At 44.6% G+C, this 24,371-nt stretch carries 27 protein-coding genes and 1 tRNA gene; 8 read left to right on the forward strand and 20 right to left on the reverse strand.

What is annotated here, in order from left to right:
• Positions 1 to 5 precede the first annotated feature (5 nt).
• Positions 6 to 557, forward strand: a complete 552-nt coding sequence (locus G3M65_RS07645; RefSeq protein ID WP_173833989.1) for a DUF507 family protein — start codon at positions 6 to 8, stop codon at positions 555 to 557.
• Here the strand turns inward: G3M65_RS07645 and G3M65_RS07650 are convergent.
• A complete protein-coding gene (locus G3M65_RS07650; RefSeq protein ID WP_173833990.1) occupies positions 554 to 1,156 on the reverse strand; it encodes a M23 family metallopeptidase in 603 nt (200 codons plus the stop codon). The genes G3M65_RS07645 and G3M65_RS07650 overlap by 4 nt on opposite strands.
• An 83-nt stretch (positions 1,157 to 1,239) precedes the next feature.
• Here G3M65_RS07650 and G3M65_RS07655 point away from each other — a divergent pair.
• A tRNA-Ile gene (locus tag G3M65_RS07655) sits at positions 1,240 to 1,311 on the forward strand.
• On the opposite strand, the gene G3M65_RS07660 is transcribed toward G3M65_RS07655, so the two are convergent.
• The 9 genes from G3M65_RS07660 to murD all read right to left on the reverse strand — a co-directional run bounded on the left by G3M65_RS07660 (position 1,312) and on the right by murD (position 8,077).
• On the reverse strand, positions 1,312 to 1,788 hold the full coding sequence (locus G3M65_RS07660; RefSeq protein WP_173833991.1) for a YqaA family protein: 477 nt from the start codon (positions 1,786 to 1,788) through the stop codon (positions 1,312 to 1,314).
• Positions 1,788 to 2,543 carry an MBL fold metallo-hydrolase gene (locus G3M65_RS07665; protein ID WP_173833992.1) on the reverse strand — a complete coding sequence of 252 codons (756 nt, stop codon included), beginning with the start codon at positions 2,541 to 2,543 and terminating at the stop codon, positions 1,788 to 1,790. The genes G3M65_RS07660 and G3M65_RS07665 overlap by 1 nt, the downstream gene beginning before the upstream one ends.
• Before the next feature lies 1 nt (position 2,544).
• Complete coding sequence (locus G3M65_RS07670) at positions 2,545 to 2,766, reverse strand: ferredoxin (RefSeq protein WP_173833993.1); 222 nt, start codon at positions 2,764 to 2,766, stop codon at positions 2,545 to 2,547.
• Entirely contained in the window at positions 2,730 to 2,948 is a 219-nt protein-coding gene (locus G3M65_RS07675; RefSeq protein ID WP_173833994.1) for a ferredoxin, read from the reverse strand. Before G3M65_RS07675 ends, G3M65_RS07670 begins: the two co-directional genes overlap by 37 nt.
• 69 nt (positions 2,949 to 3,017) lie before the next feature.
• Complete coding sequence (sucD, locus tag G3M65_RS07680) at positions 3,018 to 3,899, reverse strand: succinate--CoA ligase subunit alpha (protein ID WP_173833995.1); 882 nt, start codon at positions 3,897 to 3,899, stop codon at positions 3,018 to 3,020.
• Positions 3,884 to 4,792 carry an HpyAIV family type II restriction enzyme gene (locus tag G3M65_RS07685; protein ID WP_173833996.1) on the reverse strand — a complete coding sequence of 303 codons (909 nt, stop codon included), beginning with the start codon at positions 4,790 to 4,792 and terminating at the stop codon, positions 3,884 to 3,886. Before G3M65_RS07685 ends, sucD begins: the two co-directional genes overlap by 16 nt.
• A complete protein-coding gene (locus G3M65_RS07690; RefSeq protein WP_173833997.1) occupies positions 4,789 to 5,625 on the reverse strand; it encodes a DNA-methyltransferase in 837 nt (278 codons plus the stop codon). The genes G3M65_RS07685 and G3M65_RS07690 overlap by 4 nt, the downstream gene beginning before the upstream one ends.
• Positions 5,615 to 6,772: an ADP-forming succinate--CoA ligase subunit beta gene (gene sucC / locus G3M65_RS07695; protein WP_173833998.1), complete on the reverse strand. Its 1,158-nt coding sequence runs from the start codon at positions 6,770 to 6,772 to the stop codon at positions 5,615 to 5,617. Before sucC ends, G3M65_RS07690 begins: the two co-directional genes overlap by 11 nt.
• 45 nt (positions 6,773 to 6,817) lie before the next feature.
• Entirely contained in the window at positions 6,818 to 8,077 is a 1,260-nt protein-coding gene (gene murD / locus G3M65_RS07700) for a UDP-N-acetylmuramoyl-L-alanine--D-glutamate ligase (protein WP_173833999.1), read from the reverse strand.
• A gap of 18 nt (positions 8,078 to 8,095) precedes the next feature.
• Here murD and G3M65_RS07705 point away from each other — a divergent pair, with 18 nt between their 5' ends.
• Positions 8,096 to 8,632: a class I SAM-dependent methyltransferase gene (locus G3M65_RS07705; protein ID WP_173834000.1), complete on the forward strand. Its 537-nt coding sequence runs from the start codon at positions 8,096 to 8,098 to the stop codon at positions 8,630 to 8,632.
• Here G3M65_RS07705 and mrdA read toward each other — a convergent pair.
• Genes mrdA through G3M65_RS07725 form a run of 4 tightly spaced genes read right to left on the reverse strand, consistent with a single transcriptional unit; the run spans position 8,625 to position 12,653 of the window.
• Positions 8,625 to 10,367, reverse strand: coding sequence for a penicillin-binding protein 2 (gene mrdA / locus G3M65_RS07710; RefSeq protein ID WP_254426252.1), 1,743 nt, complete (start codon positions 10,365 to 10,367; stop codon positions 8,625 to 8,627). The genes G3M65_RS07705 and mrdA overlap by 8 nt on opposite strands.
• A gap of 23 nt (positions 10,368 to 10,390) precedes the next feature.
• A complete protein-coding gene (locus tag G3M65_RS07715; protein ID WP_173834002.1) occupies positions 10,391 to 10,840 on the reverse strand; it encodes a hypothetical protein in 450 nt (149 codons plus the stop codon).
• Positions 10,837 to 11,625 carry a rod shape-determining protein MreC gene (mreC, locus tag G3M65_RS07720; protein WP_173834003.1) on the reverse strand — a complete coding sequence of 263 codons (789 nt, stop codon included), beginning with the start codon at positions 11,623 to 11,625 and terminating at the stop codon, positions 10,837 to 10,839. The genes G3M65_RS07715 and mreC overlap by 4 nt, the downstream gene beginning before the upstream one ends.
• Positions 11,622 to 12,653: a rod shape-determining protein gene (locus tag G3M65_RS07725; RefSeq protein ID WP_173834004.1), complete on the reverse strand. Its 1,032-nt coding sequence runs from the start codon at positions 12,651 to 12,653 to the stop codon at positions 11,622 to 11,624. The genes mreC and G3M65_RS07725 overlap by 4 nt, the downstream gene beginning before the upstream one ends.
• 17 nt (positions 12,654 to 12,670) lie before the next feature.
• Between G3M65_RS07725 and G3M65_RS07730 the strand changes: the two genes are divergently transcribed.
• Positions 12,671 to 14,764: a RelA/SpoT family protein gene (locus tag G3M65_RS07730; protein WP_173834005.1), complete on the forward strand. Its 2,094-nt coding sequence runs from the start codon at positions 12,671 to 12,673 to the stop codon at positions 14,762 to 14,764.
• A 167-nt stretch (positions 14,765 to 14,931) separates the two neighbouring features.
• On the opposite strand, the gene G3M65_RS07735 is transcribed toward G3M65_RS07730, so the two are convergent.
• The 6 genes from G3M65_RS07735 to G3M65_RS07760 are packed head-to-tail and all read right to left on the reverse strand — an operon-like array spanning position 14,932 to position 20,703.
• Positions 14,932 to 17,886, reverse strand: coding sequence for an ATP-dependent Clp protease ATP-binding subunit (locus tag G3M65_RS07735; protein WP_173834006.1), 2,955 nt, complete (start codon positions 17,884 to 17,886; stop codon positions 14,932 to 14,934).
• 56 nt (positions 17,887 to 17,942) lie between these two features.
• Complete coding sequence (locus G3M65_RS07740) at positions 17,943 to 19,079, reverse strand: hypothetical protein (protein WP_173834007.1); 1,137 nt, start codon at positions 19,077 to 19,079, stop codon at positions 17,943 to 17,945.
• Complete coding sequence (locus tag G3M65_RS07745; protein WP_173834008.1) at positions 19,076 to 19,555, reverse strand: DUF1858 domain-containing protein; 480 nt, start codon at positions 19,553 to 19,555, stop codon at positions 19,076 to 19,078. The genes G3M65_RS07740 and G3M65_RS07745 overlap by 4 nt, the downstream gene beginning before the upstream one ends.
• Entirely contained in the window at positions 19,552 to 19,800 is a 249-nt protein-coding gene (locus G3M65_RS07750; RefSeq protein ID WP_254426253.1) for a metal-sulfur cluster assembly factor, read from the reverse strand. The genes G3M65_RS07745 and G3M65_RS07750 overlap by 4 nt, the downstream gene beginning before the upstream one ends.
• Before the next feature lie 2 nt (positions 19,801 to 19,802).
• On the reverse strand, positions 19,803 to 20,213 hold the full coding sequence (locus G3M65_RS07755; RefSeq protein WP_173834009.1) for a hypothetical protein: 411 nt from the start codon (positions 20,211 to 20,213) through the stop codon (positions 19,803 to 19,805).
• A 1-nt stretch (position 20,214) separates the two neighbouring features.
• The gene (locus tag G3M65_RS07760) at positions 20,215 to 20,703 is read right to left on the reverse strand and encodes a DUF2249 domain-containing protein (protein ID WP_173834010.1); all 489 of its coding nucleotides are present in this window, start codon (positions 20,701 to 20,703) and stop codon (positions 20,215 to 20,217) included.
• Positions 20,704 to 20,845: 142 nt separating this feature from the next.
• On the opposite strand from G3M65_RS07760, the gene G3M65_RS07765 reads away from it, so the two are divergent.
• The 4 genes from G3M65_RS07765 to G3M65_RS07780 are packed head-to-tail and all read left to right on the forward strand — an operon-like array spanning position 20,846 to position 24,371.
• Positions 20,846 to 21,304 carry a c-type cytochrome gene (locus G3M65_RS07765; protein ID WP_173834011.1) on the forward strand — a complete coding sequence of 153 codons (459 nt, stop codon included), beginning with the start codon at positions 20,846 to 20,848 and terminating at the stop codon, positions 21,302 to 21,304.
• Between the two features lie 24 nt (positions 21,305 to 21,328).
• On the forward strand, positions 21,329 to 23,308 hold the full coding sequence (gene nosZ / locus G3M65_RS07770; protein ID WP_173834012.1) for a Sec-dependent nitrous-oxide reductase: 1,980 nt from the start codon (positions 21,329 to 21,331) through the stop codon (positions 23,306 to 23,308).
• Between the two features lie 11 nt (positions 23,309 to 23,319).
• Complete coding sequence (locus G3M65_RS07775; RefSeq protein ID WP_173834013.1) at positions 23,320 to 23,922, forward strand: hypothetical protein; 603 nt, start codon at positions 23,320 to 23,322, stop codon at positions 23,920 to 23,922.
• Complete coding sequence (locus tag G3M65_RS07780) at positions 23,919 to 24,371, forward strand: nitrous oxide reductase accessory protein NosL (protein ID WP_173834014.1); 453 nt, start codon at positions 23,919 to 23,921, stop codon at positions 24,369 to 24,371. The genes G3M65_RS07775 and G3M65_RS07780 overlap by 4 nt, the downstream gene beginning before the upstream one ends.

Genomic DNA, 24,371 nt, shown 5'->3' on the forward strand with positions numbered 1-24,371 from the left:
GGTGTATGAGGCTACCTGAGAAACTTGTGGAGAGGATAGCGGATAGGATTATAAAGGAACTCTATGAGAACGAGAAAATAATAGAGCCAGAAGACCCCTATACCTTTAAGAAAAAGATAATAGCCATATTTAAGGAGGCGGAAGAACAGGAAAGAATGCTTGACGAAAAAACTAAGGAAATACTCAAGGAAAAGTTGGAGCTTCTTGAAGAAACCAGCCTTGATTATAGGACAGCCTACAAAACTGTTAGGAGCAAGCTCGCAGAGGAGATGAACATACACACCTCAAGGAGGGAGAGGATGAACCAAATAGCCCATAGAATAAAGGACATGATAATGGAAGACCCTCAGGTGGAGATATACGAAGAGCCGAGCGTAATAAGGAACAGGATAAGGGAGATTCTCATGGAGGCGGTTAGAGAAGAGGAAGAGATAGACAAAGAGGTAAGAGAAAGGATAAGGTCTTATTCAAAAAGGATAGTGGAGGGTACCCCCGAGTGGAACCATCTCTACAAGAGAATATACGAAGATGCCCTAAAGAGAAGAGGTCTACTCTAAGGCAGGTATGCTATAGGGTTTTGTCTGACCCCGTATTTTAGAACCTCATAATGGAGGTGTGGTCCAAACGCCCTACCGGTAGTTCCTACGTTTCCTATTATCTGACCCTTTACAACCCTGTCTGAGTAGGAAACCTTTATGTCCGATAGGTGTGAGTATAGGGTTGCAAAACCATAACCGTGATAGATAATAACTGTCTTGCCATAGCCCCTTATCCACCCTGCGTATATAACCCTGCCCTCAGAAGAGGAAACCACAGGTGTTCCGTAAGGTGCGGATATGTCTATGCCAGTGTGAAATTCTCTTCTCCTTCCCATGGTTCTCCAACCGTAGTCTGAGGTTATAACACCCACCACTGGCCATATGTCTGGCTTGACTGTTTCTATAGTTTTGACATTGAAAAGCTCTTTCATGGCTTCTTCCACAGACATCTCAGTGGCTATAATTTTGCTGACTGTATCCACGTCAAAAAGTTCCTCACTTGGTTCAGTATTTTGATAGGAGACCTCTGAAGGCCCACCTATGCCTAGGGGAGACGCATCCATTATGGGCTTGCAGAGAGCTCCCACCAGGGCGAGGGTAAAGACAAATCTTTTCATGGCACTACCTCCCTGGCTAAGTTTCCAAAACTCTATCATAGGGTTGCAAAGGTTGTCAAGAGGTTTTATAATATTTTCTCTAAGGGTGCGTAGCTCAATGGCAGAGCGGGCGGCTCATAACCGCCCGGTTGGGGGTTCGAGTCCTCCCGCACCCATTAGTTTATAAATTTTTCAAGCACATCACCAAAGAAAACAAATATGCCTATTCTAATAGCTCTTGCAATAAGGCTTGCTAAGATAAAACTCCACAGGGGCATGTGAAAGAGCCCCGCAAGCCAGCAAACCAGCTTATAGGGTTCTCCTATGAGCACCGCCCAAAAGCCGTATCTGTTAAAGAGGGCTTCCCCCTTCAGGTAAAGTCTCTGACCAAAAACCTTTCTTACAAAGGCTTCTCCCAAGATTCTTGCAAGATAGTAGGCAACCAGAGCACCTAATATATTTCCTGCAAAGGCTACAAAGCCTGCAGTGTATGGACTTAGCTTGAATATGGGAGCACTCACTATAAAGGGATATGGTGGCACTGGCTGCATTATGGATTCTGTGAAAGAAAGTATAAAGAGTGCAGTGTAGCCATGCTCCTGCACAAACTCTTCCGCCCATCTTTTTAACTCAGGGAAAAAGTGTTCCAACACTAAAGGACTACCTCCATAAAGTCCTTCGCAGGTATCACTGGTATTCCGTATTTTTGAGATAGCTCTTTTGCAACCCTTTCAGGGTCATGTTGTAAAAGAAACTCATACCCAAAGTGTGTTAGTATGACCTTTTTAGGTCTTAAACCACATATCAACCTTTCCGCATCTTCAACGGTAAGGTGGTCTATGGGTTTTGTCTTCCTGTAGAGTGTGGTGTTTATTATCATCACATCTACATTATGTGGATACATCTGTAGCATCCTCTCTTCATAAAGAGCACAGGAAACGTAAAGAATTCTGTCGTTGAAGAGGAGTGCATAGGTCTCTGCACCATGATGTGTATGTTTCATCACAGCCTTTACACTCACTGATTTGTAGGAGAGGAGTTCACCTTCTCTAAGAAAACCTTCCATCACAAGCCTTTCTCTTATAAAGGGCAGAACCACTCTGTGATGCCCCTCAAAGGCGGACTTTGGAGCAAAGAGAGCTACATGTCTTATCTTTCCTCCGTCCGTGGCAGATTCTATGACCGCATTTACATCTGAAGAGTGGTCAAGATGTATGTGGGATAAGACTACCAAGTCTATGCTTCTTGGGTCCACCCCAAGCTGATGAAGATAAACAAAGGCACCAGGACCAGGGTCTACATGCACCAGCGAATCAGATAAAAAAAGCAAAAAGCCCCCAGACCTCCGCAAAAATCTAAAAACGCTTGCCCTACCGCCTGCAGTTCCAAGAAAGAGTATCTTATCCAACTCAGTATAGAATTATAGACCCGCTGGGACAATCCTCTGCCACCTGAAGGATGTCCTCATATACATTCTCTATAGGCACCCTTATGATAACAAGGGGGATGCCATCCCCCTTGTCCACAAAAACCTCTGGGAGCCTGTCGTAGCAAAGCTCACAAGCGGTGCACGTATCTATGTCAACCCTTACGCTTACACTTCTTCTGTTATGATAGACCCACTGGGACATTCGTCGGTAACCTCTTTGACCTCGCTTTCAAGCTCTGCAGGGACAAGCATCCAGCCATCGGGCCCAGGGCTGACCACTTCTGCTATGCCATCGCCCCTGTTTTTGTAGACCTCGGGAACCCTGTCATAGCAGAGCTCGCATGAGGTACAGGTATCTGGATCAACCTTGGTCTTCAGAGCCATATTAACACCTCCTTAAAAGTTTGGGTTTATAAAATATATCACAGGTTTAGTTTATCAACATATATTTAATCATATCTTTCCGATAGCCTCCGCCACAGTCTTTCCTATAAAGGCAGGGTTTTCTATTACCGTCACGCCTGCTTCCCTTAAGGCTTGCATTTTTGCTTGAGCTGTGCCTTTGCCTCCACTTATTATAGCACCCGCATGTCCCATACGCCTTCCCGGTGGTGCGGTTATGCCTGCAATGTAGGCAAATACTGGCTTTTTCACGTGCTCCTTTATATACTCCGCCGCTTCTTCTTCCGCAGTTCCACCTATTTCTCCTATCATAAGTATAGCCTCGGTTTTTGGGTCTTGGTTAAACATGGCTATAACGTCTTTGTGAGAAAGCCCATGAACTGGGTCTCCACCTATTCCCACCGCAGTGGACTGTCCAAGTCCAAACTGAGTGAGCTGATAGGATGCCTCGTAGGTAAGCGTCCCACTTCTTGAAACTATGCCTATAGAACCTCTTTTGAAGATATGCCCTGGCATTATGCCCACCTTTGCCTCGCCTGGGGTTATCACTCCTGGGCAGTTTGGACCTATAAGCTTGGCGTTGGGATAGTTTTTCTTCATGTAGTCTTTCACCATCATCATGTCTCTAACTGGTATGCCTTCTGTTATACATACCACGAGCTCTATGCCTGCATCCAGAGCTTCCACTATGGCATCTCCTGCAAAGGCTGGTGGGACAAAGATAAGTGAGCAGTTAGCACCAGTTTCTCTGACAGCATCTTCCACAGTGTTAAAGACAGGTATACCCTCTACAGACTGACCTCCTTTGCCAGGAGTAACACCTGCCACTACCTGAGTGCCATAGGCTTTGCATTGGATAGCATGGAAAGAGCCTTCCTTTCCTGTTATGCCTTGGACTAAGACTTTTGTGTTTTTGTCTACAAGGATTGACATGACTTAACCTCCTTATAAATTTTTGCAATTTTTCTTTCCAGAAGCTCAGCTAACCTTAGGTAAGCAGGTTTGAGTCTCCCATCAAAGTTTTTGAAATACTTACATAATTCCTTCAATGTAGTTCCTTCCTTGAAAAGCACTTTCATTATTCCATCTTCTTCCCATAAAGCCTCGTTCTCAACTATTTTCTTCCAAGTGCTTACTGATAAGCCCTTTAATTTAGTAAAACTATCTTCTACATCTGAGTCATAGTCTATTACTGGAAAATCTGGTAGGGTTTTCTTCCAGCTTTCTATACAACATACCAAATTATCCCAATCTTGACCTATACGGAAAAATTCAAATAACTCTCTGCCATAAAAAAGATAAACCTCCAAGTTAAAAAAACTACTAAGCTCTCTTAACTTGCTCTCGTAATAATTTTTGTTCTTCTGAAAGGTATTGTCAATGAAATACATTATTCCCGCTAAGTTCTCATACTCGCCATAAACCTCAATAAACGCCTCTAACTTCCTTTGAAAATTAAAAATCTGTCCTTCCTTTTTAGACGAGTCATGGTCGTCTCTAACCTTTACTTCTATTAAATATGCAGATTTATCGCCTTCAAGCAGTATATCCACGCTAAGATTTTTTCCATTGGAAGTTAATCTCTCGTTTACCTTTGAATTGAAACCCTGTTCCTTAAAAATATTCGCTATTATATCTTCCATAGCATCACCAAATTTAATCTCGTGAGATTGCAGTAGAAATTGTATAGCTTTCGCATAGGGCTTAGTAGGTCTGAAAAGTCCTATAAACCTTTCTGGATTTTCCGCTAATCTCTCAATAAGTTCTTGTTTATCTTTACCAAATATGGCATCGTTTAGGACAGAAATTATATCTTCACACTTCATGTTTTAACCTGTTCGTATAGTGATTTAGTTCTTATAGAAGCTAACCTCTTTACTGTCCAGTCTACATATTCCTCCTTCTTTTCTATCATAGTCCACCTTCGACCAAGCATGCTTGCGGTATAGCCAGTAGTCCCAACTCCAGCCATAGGGTCTAAAATAAGGTCTCCCTCCCTTGTAGAGACAAGAATTATTCTTTTAAGAAGTTCAACGGGTTTTTGTGTGGGATGAACTTTTTTGCCCTTTTCATCCTTTAGTCTTTCCTCCCCTGTGCATATGGGTATTCTCCACACATTCTCGTAAACCTTTCCAATGCCAAAGGCTTTTGCGTATTCTTTGTTAAAGGTGTATTTTTTGACGCTTTTGTCCTTTACAGCCCATATAAGTGTTTCTGTGGCGTTTGTAAACCTAACTCCAAGCCAATTAGGCATAGGGTTAGTTTTTAGCCATATAACATCGTTTAATATCCAAAAGCCCATATCTTGCATTATCTTGCCCCAGCGGTGGATGTTATGGTATGTTCCTATAACCCACAGAGTTGCGGTTTCTTTCATCACTCTTTTTACCCCTTCTAAAACCTCTTCCACAAAGCTATCGTAGGCTTGGAAGTTTTCAAAGTTGTCCCACTCCTCGCACACTCCGTTAACCTCTGTGCGAACCTTCCATCTCCTTAACTGCTTTTTTGGAAGCTGAAGAAAGTAAGGTGGGTCTATAAAAACCATATCAAAAATACCATCTGGTAGCTTATCCATTACAGTCCTGCAGTCTCCGTGTATAAGAGTGTTTTCTGGAATAGAGCCAGTAAAGTCTTCTTCCCTTACCACACTAAAGTCCATTTCTTGCCAACTCCACCGCCTTCTTTGCCCCATCCCACATATCCACTGCGTTTATAAAGTTCAGTCCAGATTCAGCTAAAAGTCTTCTGCCTTCTTCTACGTTTGTCCCCTCCATACGAACCACAACGGGAACCTTTATTTCCACCATCTTTGCAGCCTCTATAAGACCATTGGCAAGCCTGTCGCATCTAAGGATACCACCAAAGATGTTTATAAAGACCGCTTTTACATTCTGGTCCGCCATAAGTATCCTAAAGGCGTTGGCTATCTGTTCCACGTTGGCACCACCGCCCACATCAAGGAAGTTGGCAGGCTCTCCTCCTGCAAGCTTTATTATGTCCATTGTGGTCATAGCAAGCCCTGCACCGTTTACCATACATCCTATGTTTCCATCCAGCTTTATGTAGTTAAGGTTATACCTCTTTGCTTCCACCTCAAGAGGGTCAAGCTGAGTGAGGTCTTCAAGCTCTTCAAGGTCCTTGTGCCTTATTAGGGCATTGTCGTCAAGCTCCACCTTTGCGTCAAGAAGCACAAGGCTTCCTTCTTTTGTAAGGACAAGTGGGTTTATCTCCACAAGGCTTGCATCAAGGTCTATATATGCCTTGTAGAGAGCCAAAGCTATCTTTACAAACTCGTTTACAGGAAGTCCAAGTTTAAAGGCTATCCTTCTTGCCTGAGAAGGCATAAGACCTAACGCTGGGTCTATATGGAGCATGTGTATGGCTTCTGGTTTTTCCTTGGCAACCTCCTCTATTTCCATTCCACCCTCCGCAGAAGCCATCAAAACGGGTTTAGAAACCGCCCTATCAAGGGTTATAGAGAGGTAGTATTCCCTTTCTATGTTGGTAGCCTTTTCTATCCATACCCTGCTTACAGGTTTTCCGTCAGGACACTGGAAGGTCTTAAGCACTTTCCCAAGCATACCCTCCACCGCTTGCTGGAGCTCTTCTGCGTTTTTGACTAACTTTACACCGCCAGCCTTTCCACGCCCACCGCAGTGCACCTGAGCCTTTACCACAAGAGGAAACTCTCCAAGCTCTTCGCACGCCTGCAGGGCTTCTTGAAGGCTAAAGGCTACTCTTCCCTCTGGTACAGGAAGACCATATCTTTTCAAAAGCTCCTTTGCCTGATGCTCGTGCAGTTTCATGCCTGCCTCCGTGAAGGTTTGTAAGTTAAAAGATTATAGCAAAGCTCATAAATTTTTGCCACCAAGCTCAAAAACTAACCGCTTAAACCTCTCTCCCCTTTCCTTGTAATCTCTAAACATATCAAAGGAAGCACAGGCTGGAGAAAAGAGGATAACATCTCCCCGTCTGGCAAACTCAAAAGCTCTTGATACCGCAGACTCAAGGTCTTTCTCCACATAGACCTCGCAACCCTGCCAAGCCTTTGCGATCTTCTCCTTTGCCTCACCTATGAGAATGCCGAGCCTTGTCTTTTTCTTAACAAGCTCCTTTATACTTTCAAAATCTCCACCCTTGTCCTTTCCACCTGCTATTAGGATAACCTTGCCATCTTCAAAACTTTCAAGGGCGGACCTTAAGGCGTTAACGGTGGTAGACTTAGAATCGTTGTATACCTCTACACCACCAAAACTTCCCATATACTCCATCCTATAAGGCAGTCCAGAAAAGCTATAGAGAACTTCCTGTATTATCTCCTTCTCCACACCCATAAGTCTTGCCATAGCACTTGCAAAAAGGGCATTGTGCCAGTTGTGTTTCCCCTTTATCTTGAGCTTCTCCACCTCAAAAAGCTCCTCGCCGAGAAAGTAGGCTCTGCCTTCCTTTATGTATCCTTGCATACCCTCTTCAAGGAGGAAAAACTTTTTTGCATCACTTGGAGTTTCTCTTATTCTTGGGTCTTTTGCGTTCAATAAGAGAAAGTCTTCTTCCCTTTGCCTTGAAAAGATGTTTCTTTTGCTCTCAAGGTAATCTTGGAGGCTCGGATGCCAATCAAGGTGGTCCTCCGAAAAGTTTAAAAAAGCCCCTCCTATGGGTCTAAAGGTTTTTAGAGTTTTACCCTGAAAGGAGGAGACCTCAAGCGCCGCAAGGCAAGAGGGATTGCTTAAGACTATCTCAGAGAGAGGCTTGCCTGCGTTCGCCCCCTCCTCCACGTTGGCATAGACCTCTTTTAGCATAAGGTATGTAAGCCTTGTAGTGGTAGACTTCCCGTCTGTGCCAGTGATAGCTAAGGCTCTGCCCTCAAAGAACCTCCAAGCGAGCTCAAGCTCTCCTATGACTTCTACTCCCTTCTCTTGTGCTTTTTTCCAAAGTGCGTGGTGCGGTGGTATGCCCGGAGAGAGAACCACCGTATCCACTATATGGAGGAACTCTTCAAAGCTATCACCCTTCGCATCGTCTCCTGCATATACCTCAAAGCCCTTAGCCTTCAAAAGGTTAACCGCAGACCTTCCGCTAACGCCAAGACCCCAGACAAGAACTCTCTTCATTGAGTTTAAAATTCTATCATGGCACTTCAGGACAAGGAAAGGTGGGACTTTAAATATCTACAGGGTTGGCAAAGCACGCTCCACAAAACCTTGGTTGAATTTTACACCTATGCACCTGTTGGAAGGGCACTTGAGATAGCTTGTGGAACTGGAGAGAATGCGATTTTTCTTGCAAAGCAAGGCTTTACTGTAGATGCAATTGATATATCTATTGTTGCACTCAAAAAGGCAAGAAGGCAAGCCAATGAAAGGAATCTTAAAGTGAATTTTATATGTGCTGACCTTGACTACTTTGTATTGAAAGAAGATACATATAACCTTGTTGTGAACTTCTATTATCTAAATAGAAGACTTATACCCCAAATAAAGAAGGCTCTAAAGCCTAATGGTTTGATTATCTTTGAAACCTACAATGAAAGGCATACCCTTATAAAAAGGGACTTTAATCCCGATTACCTTCTTAAGGAGGGAGAGCTTTCCAGATTTTTTGAGGACTTTAGAGTAGTTTTTTACAAGGAGGAGTTTAACATATCCACGCTTGTAGCCTTTAAGTAAGCTCCTTGTGTATGCCTTCCATGTATATCCTTTCAAGAATCTTTCTTGCTATAGGTGCAGCGACCGCACCTCCAGAGCCTCCATGTTCTACAAGTACTCCTATCACAAAAACAGGGTCTCTGTAAGGTGCAAAACCCACAAACCATGCATGGTCTCTAAGATGATAAGGGAGGTTTCTTCTTCTTGCACTGTGGATAGAGACCTGAGCAGTTCCCGTTTTGCCTGCTATATCAACGATTGTGGAATAGGCAGAGGTAGCAGTTCCTGACCTTACTACATCTCTAAGTGCTTCCCTAACAATGGCAAAATGCTCTGGCTTAGCTTTTACCAACTTATAAACGCTCTTGCCGGCTTTCCATATTACCCTTCCGCTTGCGTCTCTTTTTTCCTTTACCAGCAGAGGTTTGTATATAACCCCATTATTGGCTATCGCCATCATCATAAGAGTTTGCTCAAAGAGGGTAGCCTTCATGTATCCTTGCCCTATAGACATGTTAACCGTGTCTCCACCATACCATGGCTCTTTTACTTTGCTTCTTTTCCATTCTGGGGTTGGTATAAAACCTTTTGCAATAGGAAGGTCAAAGGGTATGTTTTCTCCGTAAGAAAAGCTCCTGAGAGTTCTTTCTATCTCCCTTGGACCAAGTTTGTAGTAGCCAAAATGATAAAAGTAGACGTCGCAAGAGTCTTTTATTGCTCCGTGTAGGTTCTCCCAGCCGTGTCCTGCCTTGTTCCAGCAGAAGAACTTTCTGTTTCCAAGCTCAAAATGTCCCCTGCATACAACACCTTCTCTTGGAGACACACCCTTTTCAAGCAAGGCTACTCCCAATGCAGGCTTTATAACCGATGCAGGGGGATACTTTGCCTGTGTTGCCCTATTGAAAAGAGGTCTGAATTTATCACTGTTATATTGACTCCATAAGTCTGCTATTCTGTTGGGGTCAAAAGATGGGTAGCTTAGAAGTGCCAACACCTCACCAGTCCTCGTATCCATTATAAGAACCGCACCAGCCTTGTGTCCAGAGTCTCTAAAGACCTCATAGGCTATTTTCTGTATTCTTGAGTCTATGGTGGTTAAAAGGGTTATGCCCTTCTTTGGCTCTTCGTAGCCCAGATTTCCTATAACCCTTCCAATTGCGTTCACCATAACTTCCTCAGCCCCGACCCTGCCCAGAAGGTCTGTATCAAAAACCCCCTCAAGCCCATATACACCCACCAAACTCTGACTTCCGATCCTGTCCCCATATTTCTGATAGTGTCTTTCCGTAGGGTAGGAAACATAGCCTACCACATGGGCACATACCTCACCCAGAGGGTAGTTTCTTGTTGGCACCGTGTTTATAAAGACACCTGGTAGCTTGTAGCTGTAGTTATAGAATTTATCTATCTCTTCTTGTGTCTTTAGCTCTGTCAGGACAACCGGTTCTATTGCCTTTCTCTTTTTTATACTTTCATAATCCAGTTTAACTCCAAATATTTCTTCAACATTCATCAAAACCTCCCTAAGATTCCCTTCTTCTTGCAATTTTTGATGGTCAAGAAGGAGTATATACCTCGGAGTGTCATAAGCTAACTTTTCCCCTCTTCTGTCAAGAATATCCCCCCTCTGAGGATATATAACCCTCTTCCTCACGTAATTTCTTTGAGCAAGCTCTCTGTAGTATTCACCTCTAAAAAGTTGAAGGTAGAGCAATCTAAGGAAAATAAGAGCATAGACAAAGATACCTACAAGCATAAGGAATAAAAATCTCCTCCTACTCATGTTTCCTTACGAAAATATCTTCCTGAGATAAGGTAGAGGAAAAGAGCTTCAAAGGCAAGGCTCAGTGGCAAAAGCCATAGGTTAAGGTCCGCATAGTACTTTACCCTGAACAGAAGAACTACCCAGAGCTTTTCAAATAAAGAAAGCAGAAGGTAGGCAAGCAGTAAAGAGAGTTTGCTTGGGAGTTCAATCCTCAGTTTCATTATGTTAAAAAGAATAGCAAAGAAAATATGTCCTGACAGGTTCAATCCAAGAGAGTCCTGAAACAGGTCAAGGAAAAAACCCGTTATTATCGCCTTCCTAAGCCATCCATTGTCCTCCTTAAAGATATTAAGGAAAAGATAAACAAGGAGAAGATTAGGAGCCATGAGCATATTATGAAAGACAGCGATCAACACCGCACCTTGAAAATAGGCAAGCAAAAAGGCAACTATGTAGAACTTCATAACCTTTCTCTTATGACGAGAATAAGGTAAGCCCCTCTTACATCTGCGGAGGGTTTGACATCCACCTTCTTAAAAAAGCCCTTTCCATCATGAGACACTCGCTGAACAGTGCCGACCTTCAACTGAGGGAAGACTTTGCCCGGCACCCTTACATAAACCACATCGCCCACATTAATCTTGTCATCAACCTTGACGTGAAGTAAAGACCCCATGGGGAACCCACCTCTGTATATATACGCCTTATCTCCCACCCCAACGCTAAGCGTGAATTCCTCAGAGAAGACTGTTCTTATCCTTGAAGAGCTTCCATACACACTATCTACGATGCCCACCAAGTTCTCTCCAGAAAATACCAACATACCCTCAGATATATCCTTATCCTGTCCCTTATTTATAAGCACGAAGGTATCCCTACCTGATGGGTCGTAGGCAACCACATTTGCGTAAACTATTGAATATTTGCCTGAAGGAAGGGGAAGGTCTATGGCTTGGCTTAGGCTTTTCAGGTTGCTCTCGCAGGCAAGAAGTTGAGCCTTGTATAATTTATATTCTTCAAGCTCTTGCCTTAATCTATAGTTTTCTTCGCTCACATTTCTTAGAAACAGGTAAGTTTCCACTATCCTTTTTGTGTTTTCTTGGACATTTCCCTTTAGCTCAAAAAAGGGATAAACCGCCAACCTAAGGAGGTTATAAACCCGGCTTAGGTATGGCAATGCGGAAAGATTGATAAAATAAATTACAATGCTCAATAACAAAGCTATGGAAGGTGCAACAAATCCTTTCATATCATGGAAACTTTCCTTATCAGCTCTATATTATCAAGAACCTTTCCCACCCCTCTGGCTACTGCAGTTATAGGGTCTTCGCAGTAGTTGGTCTTTATGCCTGTTTCGCGCTCTATTCTCACATTGAGGTTCCTTAGGAGAGAGCCTCCTCCAGCCAAGGTTATACCCCTTTCTGCTATATCAGAAGCGAGTTCTGGTGGTGTCCTTTCCAAGGTAGACTTGACTGCGTTTATAATAGAAGACAGCACATCCTCAAGGGCTTCTGTAACATCTCTATTGCTTATTTTCACCACCTTTGGAAGTCCCGTTATGTCTCTTCCCTTTACTTCCATAAACCTTTCCTCTTCTTCGTATATGGCACTGCCAAGCTCTATCTTTGCCCTTTCTGCGGTTTGCTCACCTATAAGGAGATGATGTTTTTTCTTAACATGCTGTATTATAGCTTCCGTCATCTCATCGCCTGCTACCCTTATGGAATTGGAAACCACTATGCCCGCAAGAGAAATGACCGCTATCTCTGTAGTGCCACCACCTACGTCTACTACCATATTACCTATAGGGTCTTCTATTGGAAGCCCAGCACCTATGGCAGCGGCCATTGGCTCAGCTATGAGATAGACCTCTCTCGCTCCTGCACTTTTTGCAGCGTCAATGACTGCCCTTTTCTCCACCTGTGTAACCCCAGAGGGCACGCCTATGACAACCCTTGGCTTTGCCTTGAATATACTTCCCCCTATTGCTTTGTTTATAAAATAAGAAAGCATAACCTTAGTGGCTTCAAAGTCCGTTATCACACCGTCTCTGAGGGGTCTAACAGTTTGTATATTCTCGGGAGTTTTCCCAAGCATCTCCTTTGCCTCTTTACCTACCGCCAAAACTCTACCAGAACGCACATCAACTGCAACGATGGAGGGTTCATACAGCACTATGCCCTTTCCCTGAGCGTAAACCACCGTGTTGGCAGTGCCGAGGTCTATGCCTATATTACTGGCGATAAAACCAAGAAGATTTGCTAATTTGCCTAACATCCATAATATTATAAACTATGGAGACTACTTTACACAAAAAGCACGAGGAAAGGCTCTTCAAAGCTCTAGGAAACGAAGATAGCAAAGTGAAGAAGGCTCTTGAGTTCGTGGAAGAGAAGCATGCAGGACAGTTTAGAAAATCCGGAGAGCCTTATGTGGTCCACCCTGTAGAGGTTGCCATAATCCTCGCAGAGCTGGGCATGGACAGGGATACGGTGGTGGCTGGGCTTTTACACGATGTGCTTGAGGATACAGAAACCACCTACGAAGAGCTAAAGGAGAATTTTGGAAAGGATGTGGCGGATATAGTGGAGGGTGTAACTAAACTGGGAAAGATACACTTCAAGGATGTGGAAACCCAAAAAGCGGAGAACTACAGAAAGCTCATCCTTGCCTTTTCAAAGGACCTAAGGGTCATCTTTGTGAAGCTGGCAGACAGGCTTCATAACATGAAAACCCTGCAGTTTTTCCCCAGGGAAAAGCAGGTCAGGATTGCCAAGGAGACCCTTGAGGTATATGTGCCCATAGCAAACCGGCTCGGTCTTTGGAGGATAAAAACAGAGCTTGAAGACCTATGCTTTATGTATCTGTATCCAAAGGAATACGAAGAGGTCAAAAACTTTGTAGGTAGGAGCAGAAGAGAGCTTGAAGACTATTTGAAGAGAGTATTCATACCAAGGCTAAAGGAAGAGTTAAAGAAGGCAGGCATTCAAGCCCATGTGTCCTATAGACCAAAGCATTTGTACGGTATATGGCAAAAGACCCTAAGAAAGGGCATAAAACTTGAGGATGTGCATGACATACTGGGTGTTAGGGTTATAGTCAACACGGTTCAAGAGTGCTACCTTGTGCTGGGCATAGTCCATAGCGTATTCAAACCAGTCCCAGGAAAGTTTGATGACTATATATCTCTGCCTAAGCCAAACCTCTACCAGTCCTTGCATACTGCGGTTATAGGTCCAAAGGGTAGGATGGTGGAGGTGCAGATACGCACATGGGAAATGCACGAAAGGGCGGAGAAGGGTATCGCAGCGCACTGGGCTTATAAGGAAGGCAAAAGCGTAAAGGACGGTGGAGTGTATTCATGGCTGAAGAGCCTTGTGGAGAGCGTGCAGGGTAGCAAGAACCCTCAGGAGCTTTTGGAAAACCTCAAGCTGGAGCTTTTTTCCGAAGAGGTTTTCGTTTTCACTCCAAAGGGAGACCTGCTGGTGCTTCCAAAGGGGGCAACGCCGGTAGACTTTGCCTACTACATACATACGGAGGTGGGTAACCACTGTGCTGGAGCAAAGGTAAACGGCAGGATTGTGCCACTCAATTACAAACTTCAAAACGGAGACATGGTGGAGATAATAACCAATCCTAACAAGAAGCCTAATCAAGAATGGTTGAATTTTGTGGTTACCTCTAAGGCAAAAAGCAGGATAAAGGCGGTTTTAAAGGAGCTTGAAAGGGAGAAATACATACAGATAGGAAAAGAGAAGTTTGAGCTGTATTTACAAAAGCTGGGTATTGGCAGAGAAATTTTACTGAATAAGCTCACTGAGGAAACAAAGGCAAAGACGGAAGAGGAGCTTTATCTACTTTTGGGAAGTGGAAAGCTCTCAAAGGAAAGGGTTTATTCCCTCTTTAGAAAAACCCAAAAGGAAAAGCCTCCAGAAAGGGTAGAGGACATACTTCATATAGACGGGCTTGGAAATGTGCTACATACCCTCGCGGAGTGCTGTAATCCTCTGCCGGGGGAAGAGGTTTACGGCGTCATATCAAGAGGCAAGGGCTTGGTTATACATTCAAAGGATTGTCCTAACCTAAAGCATCTATGGAGTGTGTCAACAGAAAAAGTCATAAAGGTCTTGTGGAGCAAGTCTCAAGGACTGCATCCAGTAAGGTTAAGGCTTATAGTCAAAGACCGTATGGGTATTTTGGGAGAAGTGACTACCACCATAGCAAAATCTGGTGCAAACATAACAGAAGCCAGAACCAAAAGCCTGCCCTCTGGTCAGGCCTTAATGGACTTTACACTGCAAGTGGAAAACTACCAGAGCTTTTTGAAGGTCAAGGAAGCTCTAAGTGGTTTGGAAGGTGTGGAAAGTGTGCAGAGGTTGATGGGGTAGTTGGCATAAGGTGTATTTTACCAGTCGGGAAATTGTTTAAAAAAAGCCCCCATGCGGGGGCATGAGTTTTATGCTGAGCGTCTTAGTCTCCTCGCCAGTGCAAGGACTGGAGGCACAAGCCACCAAAGCATAGAAGGGTTAGCATTTTCACTTAGCAGATATAACTTCTAAGAGCTCACAAACTCCAACTTTCCATCTTTCAAATCCACCATTACCCTTTGCCCGTCTTTTATCTCCCCCTTTATTATGAGGTTTGCCAGAGGAGTTTCCAAGTGCTTTTGAAGAGTTCTCTTGAGAGGTCTTGCACCGTAGGCAGGGTCATAGCCGAGCCTTACAAGGTGCTCCTTTGCCCCTTCTGTTAGCTCTATGGAGATGTTCCTTTCCGCCAGCCTTTTGTTTATGCTTACCACAAGCAGGTCTATTATCTGGAAGAGCTCCTTCATGGTCAAGGGTTTAAAGACAATTATCTCGTCTATCCTGTTTAGAAACTCTGGTCTGAAGTGATAACGCAGTTCTTCAAGCACCTTCTCTCTTGCCTTTTCAAACTCCCTTTGAACTCTTTCTTCGTCTCCGTCCACAGGTATGCTCAAAAGATACTGAGAGCCTATATTGGAGGTCATGATTATCACCGTGTTTCTAAAGTCCACCGTCCTTCCATGAGAGTCTGTGAGCCTTCCGTCGTCCAACACCTGCAGGAAGAGGTCAAAGACCCTTGGGTGTGCCTTTTCTACCTCGTCAAGGAGCAGGACTGAATAGGGCTTTCTGCGCACCGCCTCTGTGAGCTTTCCTCCCTCTTCGTAGCCCACATAGCCCGGTGGTGCACCGATTAGTTTTGCCACGCTGTGCTCTTCTTTGAACTCAGACATATCAAGCCTTATCAGGGCATCCTCGTCGCCAAAGAGTAGCTCCGCAAGAGCTTTTGAAAGCTCCGTTTTTCCTACGCCCGTGGGTCCCAAGAAGAGGAAGCTGGCTATGGGTCTCTTGGGGTCTTTTAGACCTGCCCTTGCCCTTCTTATGGCTTCTGAAACTGCAGTCACCGCATGCTCTTGGTCTATGACCCTCTTGTGCAGTTCCTCTTCCAATTTGAGGAGCCTCTCCATCTCCTCTTCCTTTAGCTTCGTGACAGGTATGCCCGTCCATTCGGAGACCACCTGAGCCACATCTTCCCAACCCACAAGAAGCTCCTCTGCCTTCTTGCTCTCAAGCTCTTTTAGTTCCTTCTCCAGCTTGACCTTCTCAATCTTGAGGTTTGCCTCCCTTTCGTAATCGCCCCTTTCAGAGGCTCTTAGTATCTCTTGGTCAAGCTCTTCCATACGCCTCTTTATCTCCGATATCCTCGCCTCCACACCGCCAGATTTAGAGAGAAGGTCTTGCTTTTCCTTTTCCAGCTGAACCTTCCTTATCTTTAGCTGTGCCTCCTTCTCATAGTTGCCCTCCAAGTATGCCTTTTGTATTTCCTCCTCTAAGCTCTTTAGTCTTCTCTCTATCTCCTGCACCTCTGGCGGTAGGGAGACTGCCATGAGCTTTTTGCGGGCGGAGGCTTGGTCAAGGGCATCTATTGCCTTGTCAGGCAGTTTTCTAAAGGTCACATACCTTCTTGTGAGCTTTACCGCCGCCTCAAGGGCTTCGTCGGATATTTTTACCTTGTGGTGTTTTTCCAGCTTGGGCTTTAGACCCTTCAGTATTTCAAGGGCTTCCTCCTCTGTAGGCTCGTCCACGTAGATTGGTTGGAAGCGCCTCTCTAAGGCTGGGTCCTTTTCTATGTATTTGCGATATTCGTCCACCGTGGTTGCACCTATAACCCTTATTTCACCTCTTGCCAGAGGAGGCTTTAGCATGTTGCCAGCGTCTACCGCACCCTCCGCTTTGCCAGCACCCACCACGGTGTGAATTTCATCTATAAAGAGTATTACATTGCCCTTTTGCTTTACCTCTTCCAAAAGGCTTTTAAAACGCTCCTCAAACTCTCCCCTGTATTTAGAGCCCGCTATAATAGAACCCATGTCCACGGATATAACCGCTTTGTCTTGAAGCTCTACAGGCACTTCCTTGTTGACTATCCTTTGTGCCAGACCTTCTACTATGGCAGTCTTTCCAACGCCAGGGTCTCCCACAAGCACAGGATTGTTTTTTGTCCTTCTGAGTAGTACCTCTATAAGCTGGTTTATCTCCCGCTCTCTTCCTATAACTGGGTCCAGCTTGCCCTCCCTTGCCATCTGTGTGAGGTCTACACCAAACCTCTCAAGGGCGGACTTTTCTTCTTCCCTTAGCTCTTGTGCCACATCCTTCATCCTTTCACCTCCTGTTATATCTTCTAAAATCTTACCAGCAATAGTATCCTTTGCTTCCAAAAGGCTCGCCACTATATGATAGGGCTCCACCTGAGAAAGACCCTCAGAGACCGCTTTGTCTTGAGCCTTTTCAAGAACCCTTATGAGGTTCTGAGAGTAGTCAAAGGCAGGCTCTTTGCCAAAGACAATCTTTCCTACTGCGTCTATGACCCTCTCTGGCGAAAGCCCAAGCTCCTTTACCTGCTCCACAAGGCTTGAGCTCTCAAGAGCCTTCCTAATAAGCCCGTCAATGCTGAGCCTGTTTTCCAGGAATGCCTTCACATCCTCAGACCTAAAGACCGCAGAGAGGCTCTTCTCTACGCCTTCCAGCTGGCTTCTGTGTTGGCTTTCAAGCCTTTCAAGTCGGGCAAGCTCCACTTGTAGTTCCTGAAGGCTCCAGTAGTCGCCATACCTCCTCGCTTTCTCCAGTTCTGCCCTTATTCTCTCTTTTGCCCTCCTGACCTTTTCCAGCTCTATTTGCACCTGTCCTATGTCGGACTTTACCTGCATTATCTTGCTTCTGAGGTCAATAAGGTGTTGGGCTTCCTGCTGGACCGCCTTGCCTATCTGGGAGGAGAGCTTTTCAAGGTATTCAGAGACCTTTTTGTAGAGACCCCTTGTGTCTACACCCCTTTTTTCAAGATACTTCGCCAGTGCGGATTTTTCATCCACGAGAAGGGCAAGGAGTAGGTGATCTGTGTCCACTTTGCTGTCCCCGGCTTTCCTTGCAAGCTCCTTTGCCCTGTTTATGTATTCAAGGGTTTTTGCAGAAAGCAGGTTCTCACTAAACATTCCATGCCTCCTGTAAATTTATAATGACATTTATAATATGCTTTAGTAGATTGTTGTCAAGTTTTTGGTGGAGGGAAGAAAGCAAGTGGTAGAATTCTAAGGCTGTAGTATATGTTCACAAGCAGGAAGAGTGCGTAAAATATTGAAGAAAGAGTTGGGTTGAAGTTCTCATTTAGGAGTGCCAGGACAAAGGATGGAAGCCCCGCAAAGAGGTAAAACTTGAGAACTTCGGGATTTATAAGCTCTTTGAGCGTTGGAATCTTCTCTTTTCCAATCTTTGGTGCGTATACCCTCCACCAGTAGAGGAAGGGGACTATGTGGTAAGAGGCTCCTATGGTGATAAAGAGGAGGAAACCATAAAGCATACCATCTCTGTGCCAGCCTATAAATCCATAATTGCCACTTCCGGCGGTGGATATGCCGATGGAGAGGAAGAAAACTGCCATAAAGAGACCGAGTATAAGATAACGCACTGATGGGTCTAAGCCTTTGAGAGGGCTTTTCTTCTGAAGAAGGCTCTGGTAGACTACAAAGGCCAGTAAGAAAAAAGAGAGAAGCACAAATAGTCCAGAATAGGCTACAAGTTTCATGTTTCCCACATGCCAGCCATAAAGAAAAGGCGGGATTGAGAGGTTATGCAAGATAAGACTTATCCACCTTGCCTTTGGATGTTTTAGTTCCTCTACCTGAAGCATGGGAACGAAGACATAGTAAGCACCTAATATTACATTAAGAAAAAACCCAGCAGTAAGCGTATGCTTTATCATAAGAAGGTTCAAATCCATGAGCATAAAAAAGCCAGAAAGGGCAAAGTATACACCTCCAAGCAGGAAGAATACCACAGATGGATCCCTAAGGCTTTTTGTGTTTATAAGAAGAAAAGCAAGGCTAAGAAGAGCAAAAAGAAAATAGAAATATGGGGAAGATGCAGGTTTGACAAAAAAACTGAAAAGATTGGTTAAAAACAAGGCAAGGTGGATATATGTTAACCATTCCCACCTTATGGCTATACCCTGTAGGGTAGGATACATCTGGAAAAGAGTGCCCATTATAAGAAGTGGGAAAGCTATGAAGATAAGAAGCTCTGTATAGGCTTTCCCAAGGAGCTTAAAAAGGAGTGATAGGTCTATGAGGATAAGGCTGAGGAAGATGTATATAGATGTGAGCCTTACGAAGGATGCAGGTCTTATCATTTACCTACGAGCCTTCTAAGTTCTATAAGAAGTTCCTGGAACTTTTCGTCGGACATCCTTCTTATTTTCTTGGCTTGTCCGAGGTTCACAGTATGGGGTAATATCTTCCTCAGTATAGGGTTCTTAAGGGGCGTGAAGCCATACTTTATAAGCACATCAAGGGCTTCAGGAACCCTTTTTAAAAGCTCGCCTACGTTGGTATTCTCATCTATCTCAAATTCAAGCTCTTTTGCACATTCGGTTTCTTCAAATCTTAGAGGTTGTGAGGACTTTTTCCATATTCTAAGAAGGTATCCTTCCTCTGTCTCCCTCAATTCATAGCGGTATCCCAGCTCCTCAAGCCTTGGCAGGAGATGGGTGAAGGGTCTTGAACCAAGCACCTCAAGGGTCTCTCCCTCCTTAAGCTCCTCAAGAGCCTGAGCAACCTTAATCATAGGCTGTGGTGGTTCAAGGTTTCTCACATCAAGCCTTTTCATGGTTCAACCCCGAATAGATATCCTTCAAGCTCCACATCAGCTTTGTAGCCCAGCCCTTCAACCTTTTCCTTAACCGCCTGCAGGAGATAGCTTCCTACAGGGCAAAAGGGGCTTGTAGGTTTTATTACAACTCTAAGCCTTCCCTGTTCAATCTCTTTCACCTCTCTTACCATGTTCATGCCAACTATATCCATACCCGTGTGAGGATCAATGACTTCCTTTAAGACCTTCAGCACATCTTCCATGTCTATCTACCCCCTATTCTGTCTCTGAAAAGCTCATGGCAGGCAATACATCCCTGAAGCATGTTGGTATAAGTCTTAAAGGCTTGGTCCCTTTTGCCTTCCCTTAAAAATTTCATGACCTCCTCCGCACCGCCGTGAACCTGCTTCTCAAAAGCTGGCATAAATCTCATAAACTCTTCCCTTTTTGATGGGTCTATGTATCGTAGGGGTCCGCCCTTTGGTACGGGGTGTTCTGCTATCTCTCTGGCACCTTCCAGAACCATGGCATCGTTACCCAAAAGAAAGCCCTGAAGCATCTTGGTGGCTGACTGGTTTACCAATTGCATAACCTGTTTGAAGTTCAGCTCACTTTCAACCTCATGAGAAAAACTCAAAGCAAACATCAGAAGTGAAAATACCGCAATCTTTCTCATTTTACAACCTCCATATCCTTATCTTCCAAAAGTCCTCTCCATAGTCCACATACTCCCACCCAACTTTTCCAGGAAAATTCATAGCTATCTGAAAATAGAGTGGTAAAGGGTCATGGTCGTTTACAATAAAGAAGGTCTCCGCCTCCTTGAGCTTAGAAAACCTCTCCATTACAAGAGAATGCCTTATACCATGCTCAAGGGGTCTGAGGTCTAAAGTCTCACCCTTTACAAAATTCTCCTGCCCGAGACTTATCTCGTAAAGAACCACCTTTTCCTCTGGTAGAAAACCAAATATATCAGCCCTCTCCACAAGAAAGTAATAGGGTGCTTCCGCCCTTCCAAATCTATGACCGATTATATACCTGCCAGCACCCTTTGAAAGTATGTATAGCCTTCTGTATCCAAAGGCGGAGGGCATAAGCCCCCTTTCCAGGACTCTTACTACAAGACCTTCCTTACCAACCCTTCCTTCAGTCAATACTCCGTGCATTTTTTTTACCTCCTAAGGGATAAATATGTGAGAGGGGGCAAAGTATGTAAATGATTACAATCATATAAGTTTTTCTTATATCTTGACAAATTAATCTTAATCATATATTATTAAATAAATAAGAATACTTCGGAGGTGTGCTATGAGAAAGCTTCTCTTCATCGTCCCTCTGATGAGCCTTGTCCTTTCCTGCCAACAAAAGCCCGTAGAAAAACCTGCGGAGGCACCAGCTCAACCTGCAGAAGTAAAGAAGGAGGAAGAGCCGGCGAGCGATAAGGGTATAGGACCTATAAGGGAGGTCCAGCTTGGGCCCATAGACCAAGCCCTTGTCAAGAAGGGTAAAGAAATCTTTGATTCCAAGTGTGCATCTTGCCACAAGCTTGAAGAGAAGTATGTGGGACCACCCCTAAAGGGTGTTACAAAGAGAAGAAAACCCGAGTGGATAATGAACATGATACTAAACCCTGCGGAGATGGTTCAGAAGGACCCTGTAGCGAGGGGACATTTAGCAGAGTATCCCATACAGATGCCCTTTCAAGATGTATCCCAAGAAGAGGCAAGAGCAATACTGGAATACCTGAGAAGCGTTGATGAAAAGTAAAAAGTTTATAAAGGAGGTGTTGCCATGCTGGGCAAAAAAAAGGTTCTCCTGGGAGGGCTTTCGGCCCTCGTGGTAGGTTCATTGCTGGCGGGTTGCCCGCCGAAAAAGGAAGCCTTAAAGACAAGTGCTGTGGGTACGGATGCAGCTTCAAAGGTCTATGTCCCACCTGGTAAACATGACGAGTTTTATGTTTTCTTCTCTGGAGGCTTCAACGGTCAGGTGACCGTATACGGTATTCCGTCAGGGAGAATACTAAAGGTTATAAAGGTCTTCTCAGTTGACCCAGAAACTGGCTATGGCTTTACGCCAGAAACCAGACCTATGCTTATGACTTCACATGGGTTCATACCTTGGGATGATACTCACCACCCATGGCTCTCTCAGACTAACGGAGAGCATGACGGAAGATGGTTGTTTATAAATGCAAACAACACACCGAGGATAGCAAGGATTGACCTAACTACCTTTGAAACAACCGAGATAATAGAAATACCAAACTCTGCAGGAAATCACCCATCACCTTACGGGACTGAGAACACAGAGTATGTGGTGGCAGGAACAAGGTTCTCAGTTCCCGTTCCCCAAAAGGATGTTCCCATAGATTCCTATGCGCAGAACTTTAAGGGAACAATAAGCTTTATAAAAGCCAACGAGCCCGGCAAGATGGATGTTGCCTTCCAAATACTTATGCCCGGCTTTAACTATGACCTTGCGAGGTGTGGAAGAGGTCCATCACATGGTTGGTGCTTTTTTACCTCCTACAACACAGAACAGGCTCATACACTGCTTGAGATAAATGCATCAAAGAATGACAAGGACTATATAGCGGCGATAAACTGGAAAAGAGCGGAGGAATGCCTATCTCAGGGTAGGTTTCAGGAAGTGCCCGCGGTCTACTACCACAACTACTATGATGAGAAAAAGCATATGGCTGTTTCCGAAGTCAAAAAATCTGTAAAGATGATAAACCCGAAGGACTGCCCTGGAGTTGCTTACCTTTTACCAACACCCAAGTCCCCCCATGGTGTGGATGTCTCCGACGATGGTGAATATATCGTAGGTGGTGGGAAGCTGGCAACGGTCATACCCATACACTCTTTCTCCAAGATGCTAAAAGCCATAGAGCAGAAGGCTTTTGAGAAGGAAATAGACGGGGTTCCGGTTCTCAAATATGACGCAGTCCTGCACTGTGAGGTTGAGAAACCCTGCCTTGGACCCTTGCATACGGAGTTTGACGGAAAGGGTTTTGCCTACACCTCCTGCTTTGTTTCCTCCGAAGTAGTGAAGTATGACTACAAGGGTTGTAAGGTGGTGGATAGGGTGCCTACATACTACTCTGTGGGACACCTGCTAATACCCGGCGGAGACACCAAAAAGCCCTACGGTAAGTATCTCGTGGCCATGAACAAGATAACCAAAGACAGGCAACTTCCAGTAGGCCCAGAGCTACTTCAGTCCGCACAACTCTACGATATAAGCGGAGAAAAGATGCAGCTTATCCACGAGTTCTTCACCATAGGTGAGCCCCACTATGCTCAGGCTATCCCCGCAGATAAGATAAAGGACAAGATTAAGAAAATTTATCCGCTCGCTGAGAACGAACACCCCTATGCGGTAAAGGCTGAAAAAGACGCAAGGGTTGAAAGAAAAGGCAACGAAGTTCATGTTTACATGACCATGATAAGGTCTCACTTTGTTCCAGATAACATTGAAGGTATAAGAGTTGGGGATACGGTATATTTCCACGTGACAAACCTTGAACAAGACTGGGACATACCTCACGGCTTTGCGGTCAAAGGTTCTGAAGAGGCGGAGATTCTTGTCATGCCCGGACAAACAAAGACCCTCGTGTGGAAGCCAAAGGCTCCAGGTGTTTATCCCTTCTACTGCACAGACTTTTGCTCAGCACTTCATCAGGAAATGCAAGGCTATGTAAGGGTTTCCCCAGCTGGCTCTAATGTGCCACTCAGATACTACACCGGCACACCAACCACACAGAAATGAGGAGGTGAGCTATGAACATACTCTCAAGAGGGCTTCTTGCCCTCGCTTCCCTTTTGCTTATCCTGACTTACTTCCTCCCTCTCTGGAGGATAGAACTTGTCGCACCTCAGTATCCTGAGGGTCTTAGGATGTTCATATGGGTAAACAGAATTACAGGCGGGACGGAGTTCGACCTTTATAACATAAACCTCCTAAACCATTACATAGGCATGAAGCCAATAGAGCCAGAGGCCATACCTGAGCTTAAGATACTGCCTTTCATAATTGGCTTTCTTATAGCCTTTGGTCTTTTGTCAGCTATACTTGGAAAAAGGGTTCTGCTCTACGCCTGGGTTATAACCTTTGTCCTGCTTGGGGTCGCTGGGCTTGCAGACTTTTACAAATGGGGATATGACTATGGACATAACCTTAACCCCAACGCCCCCATAAAGATACCTGGTCTTGCCTATCAACCACCTCTGATAGGCACAAAACAGCTTCTCAACATGCTTGCAAGTTCTTTCCCTGATGTGGGAGGCTACATAGCGGTGGTTTCTTTGTTCTTAGGCTTTCTGGCAATCGCAATAGACCTTAGGTTTTCAGAGACTGGGAAAGCGGAGGTGAAGCCAGCATGATACTCCGAGTGCTATGGGCTTTCCTCCTGCCCCTTTTTTTCTTTTCCTGCAGGGAAGAAAGACCGGAACCTATAAGGCTTGGTGAAGATGTATGTGAATACTGTAAGATGGTTATTGCTGACGAAAGGTTTGCGGCGGAGGTGATAACGAAAAAAGGCAGGGTATATAAGTTTGATGCTATAGAGTGCATGGTTGGCTATTACAACGAGAATGAAGAAGATATAAAGAGGGCTTATGTAGTGAATTTTCTTAATCCAAAGGAGTTTATACCCGCAGAGGAAGCTATGTATGTAAGAAGCCCTGACATAAGAAGTCCAATGGGCATGAACCTTTCTGCCTACAGAAGCGAAACGGAAGCAAAGAAAGCGATTGAAGGGAAAAGGGGGGAAATCCTCAACTGGACTTCCCTGAGAGAGTTTATAAAAAAGGAATATAGGTTTTCACACTAA

It is taken from the genome of Hydrogenobacter sp. T-8, from assembly GCF_011006175.1.
GTDB lineage: Bacteria > Aquificota > Aquificia > Aquificales > Aquificaceae > Pampinifervens > Pampinifervens florentissimum.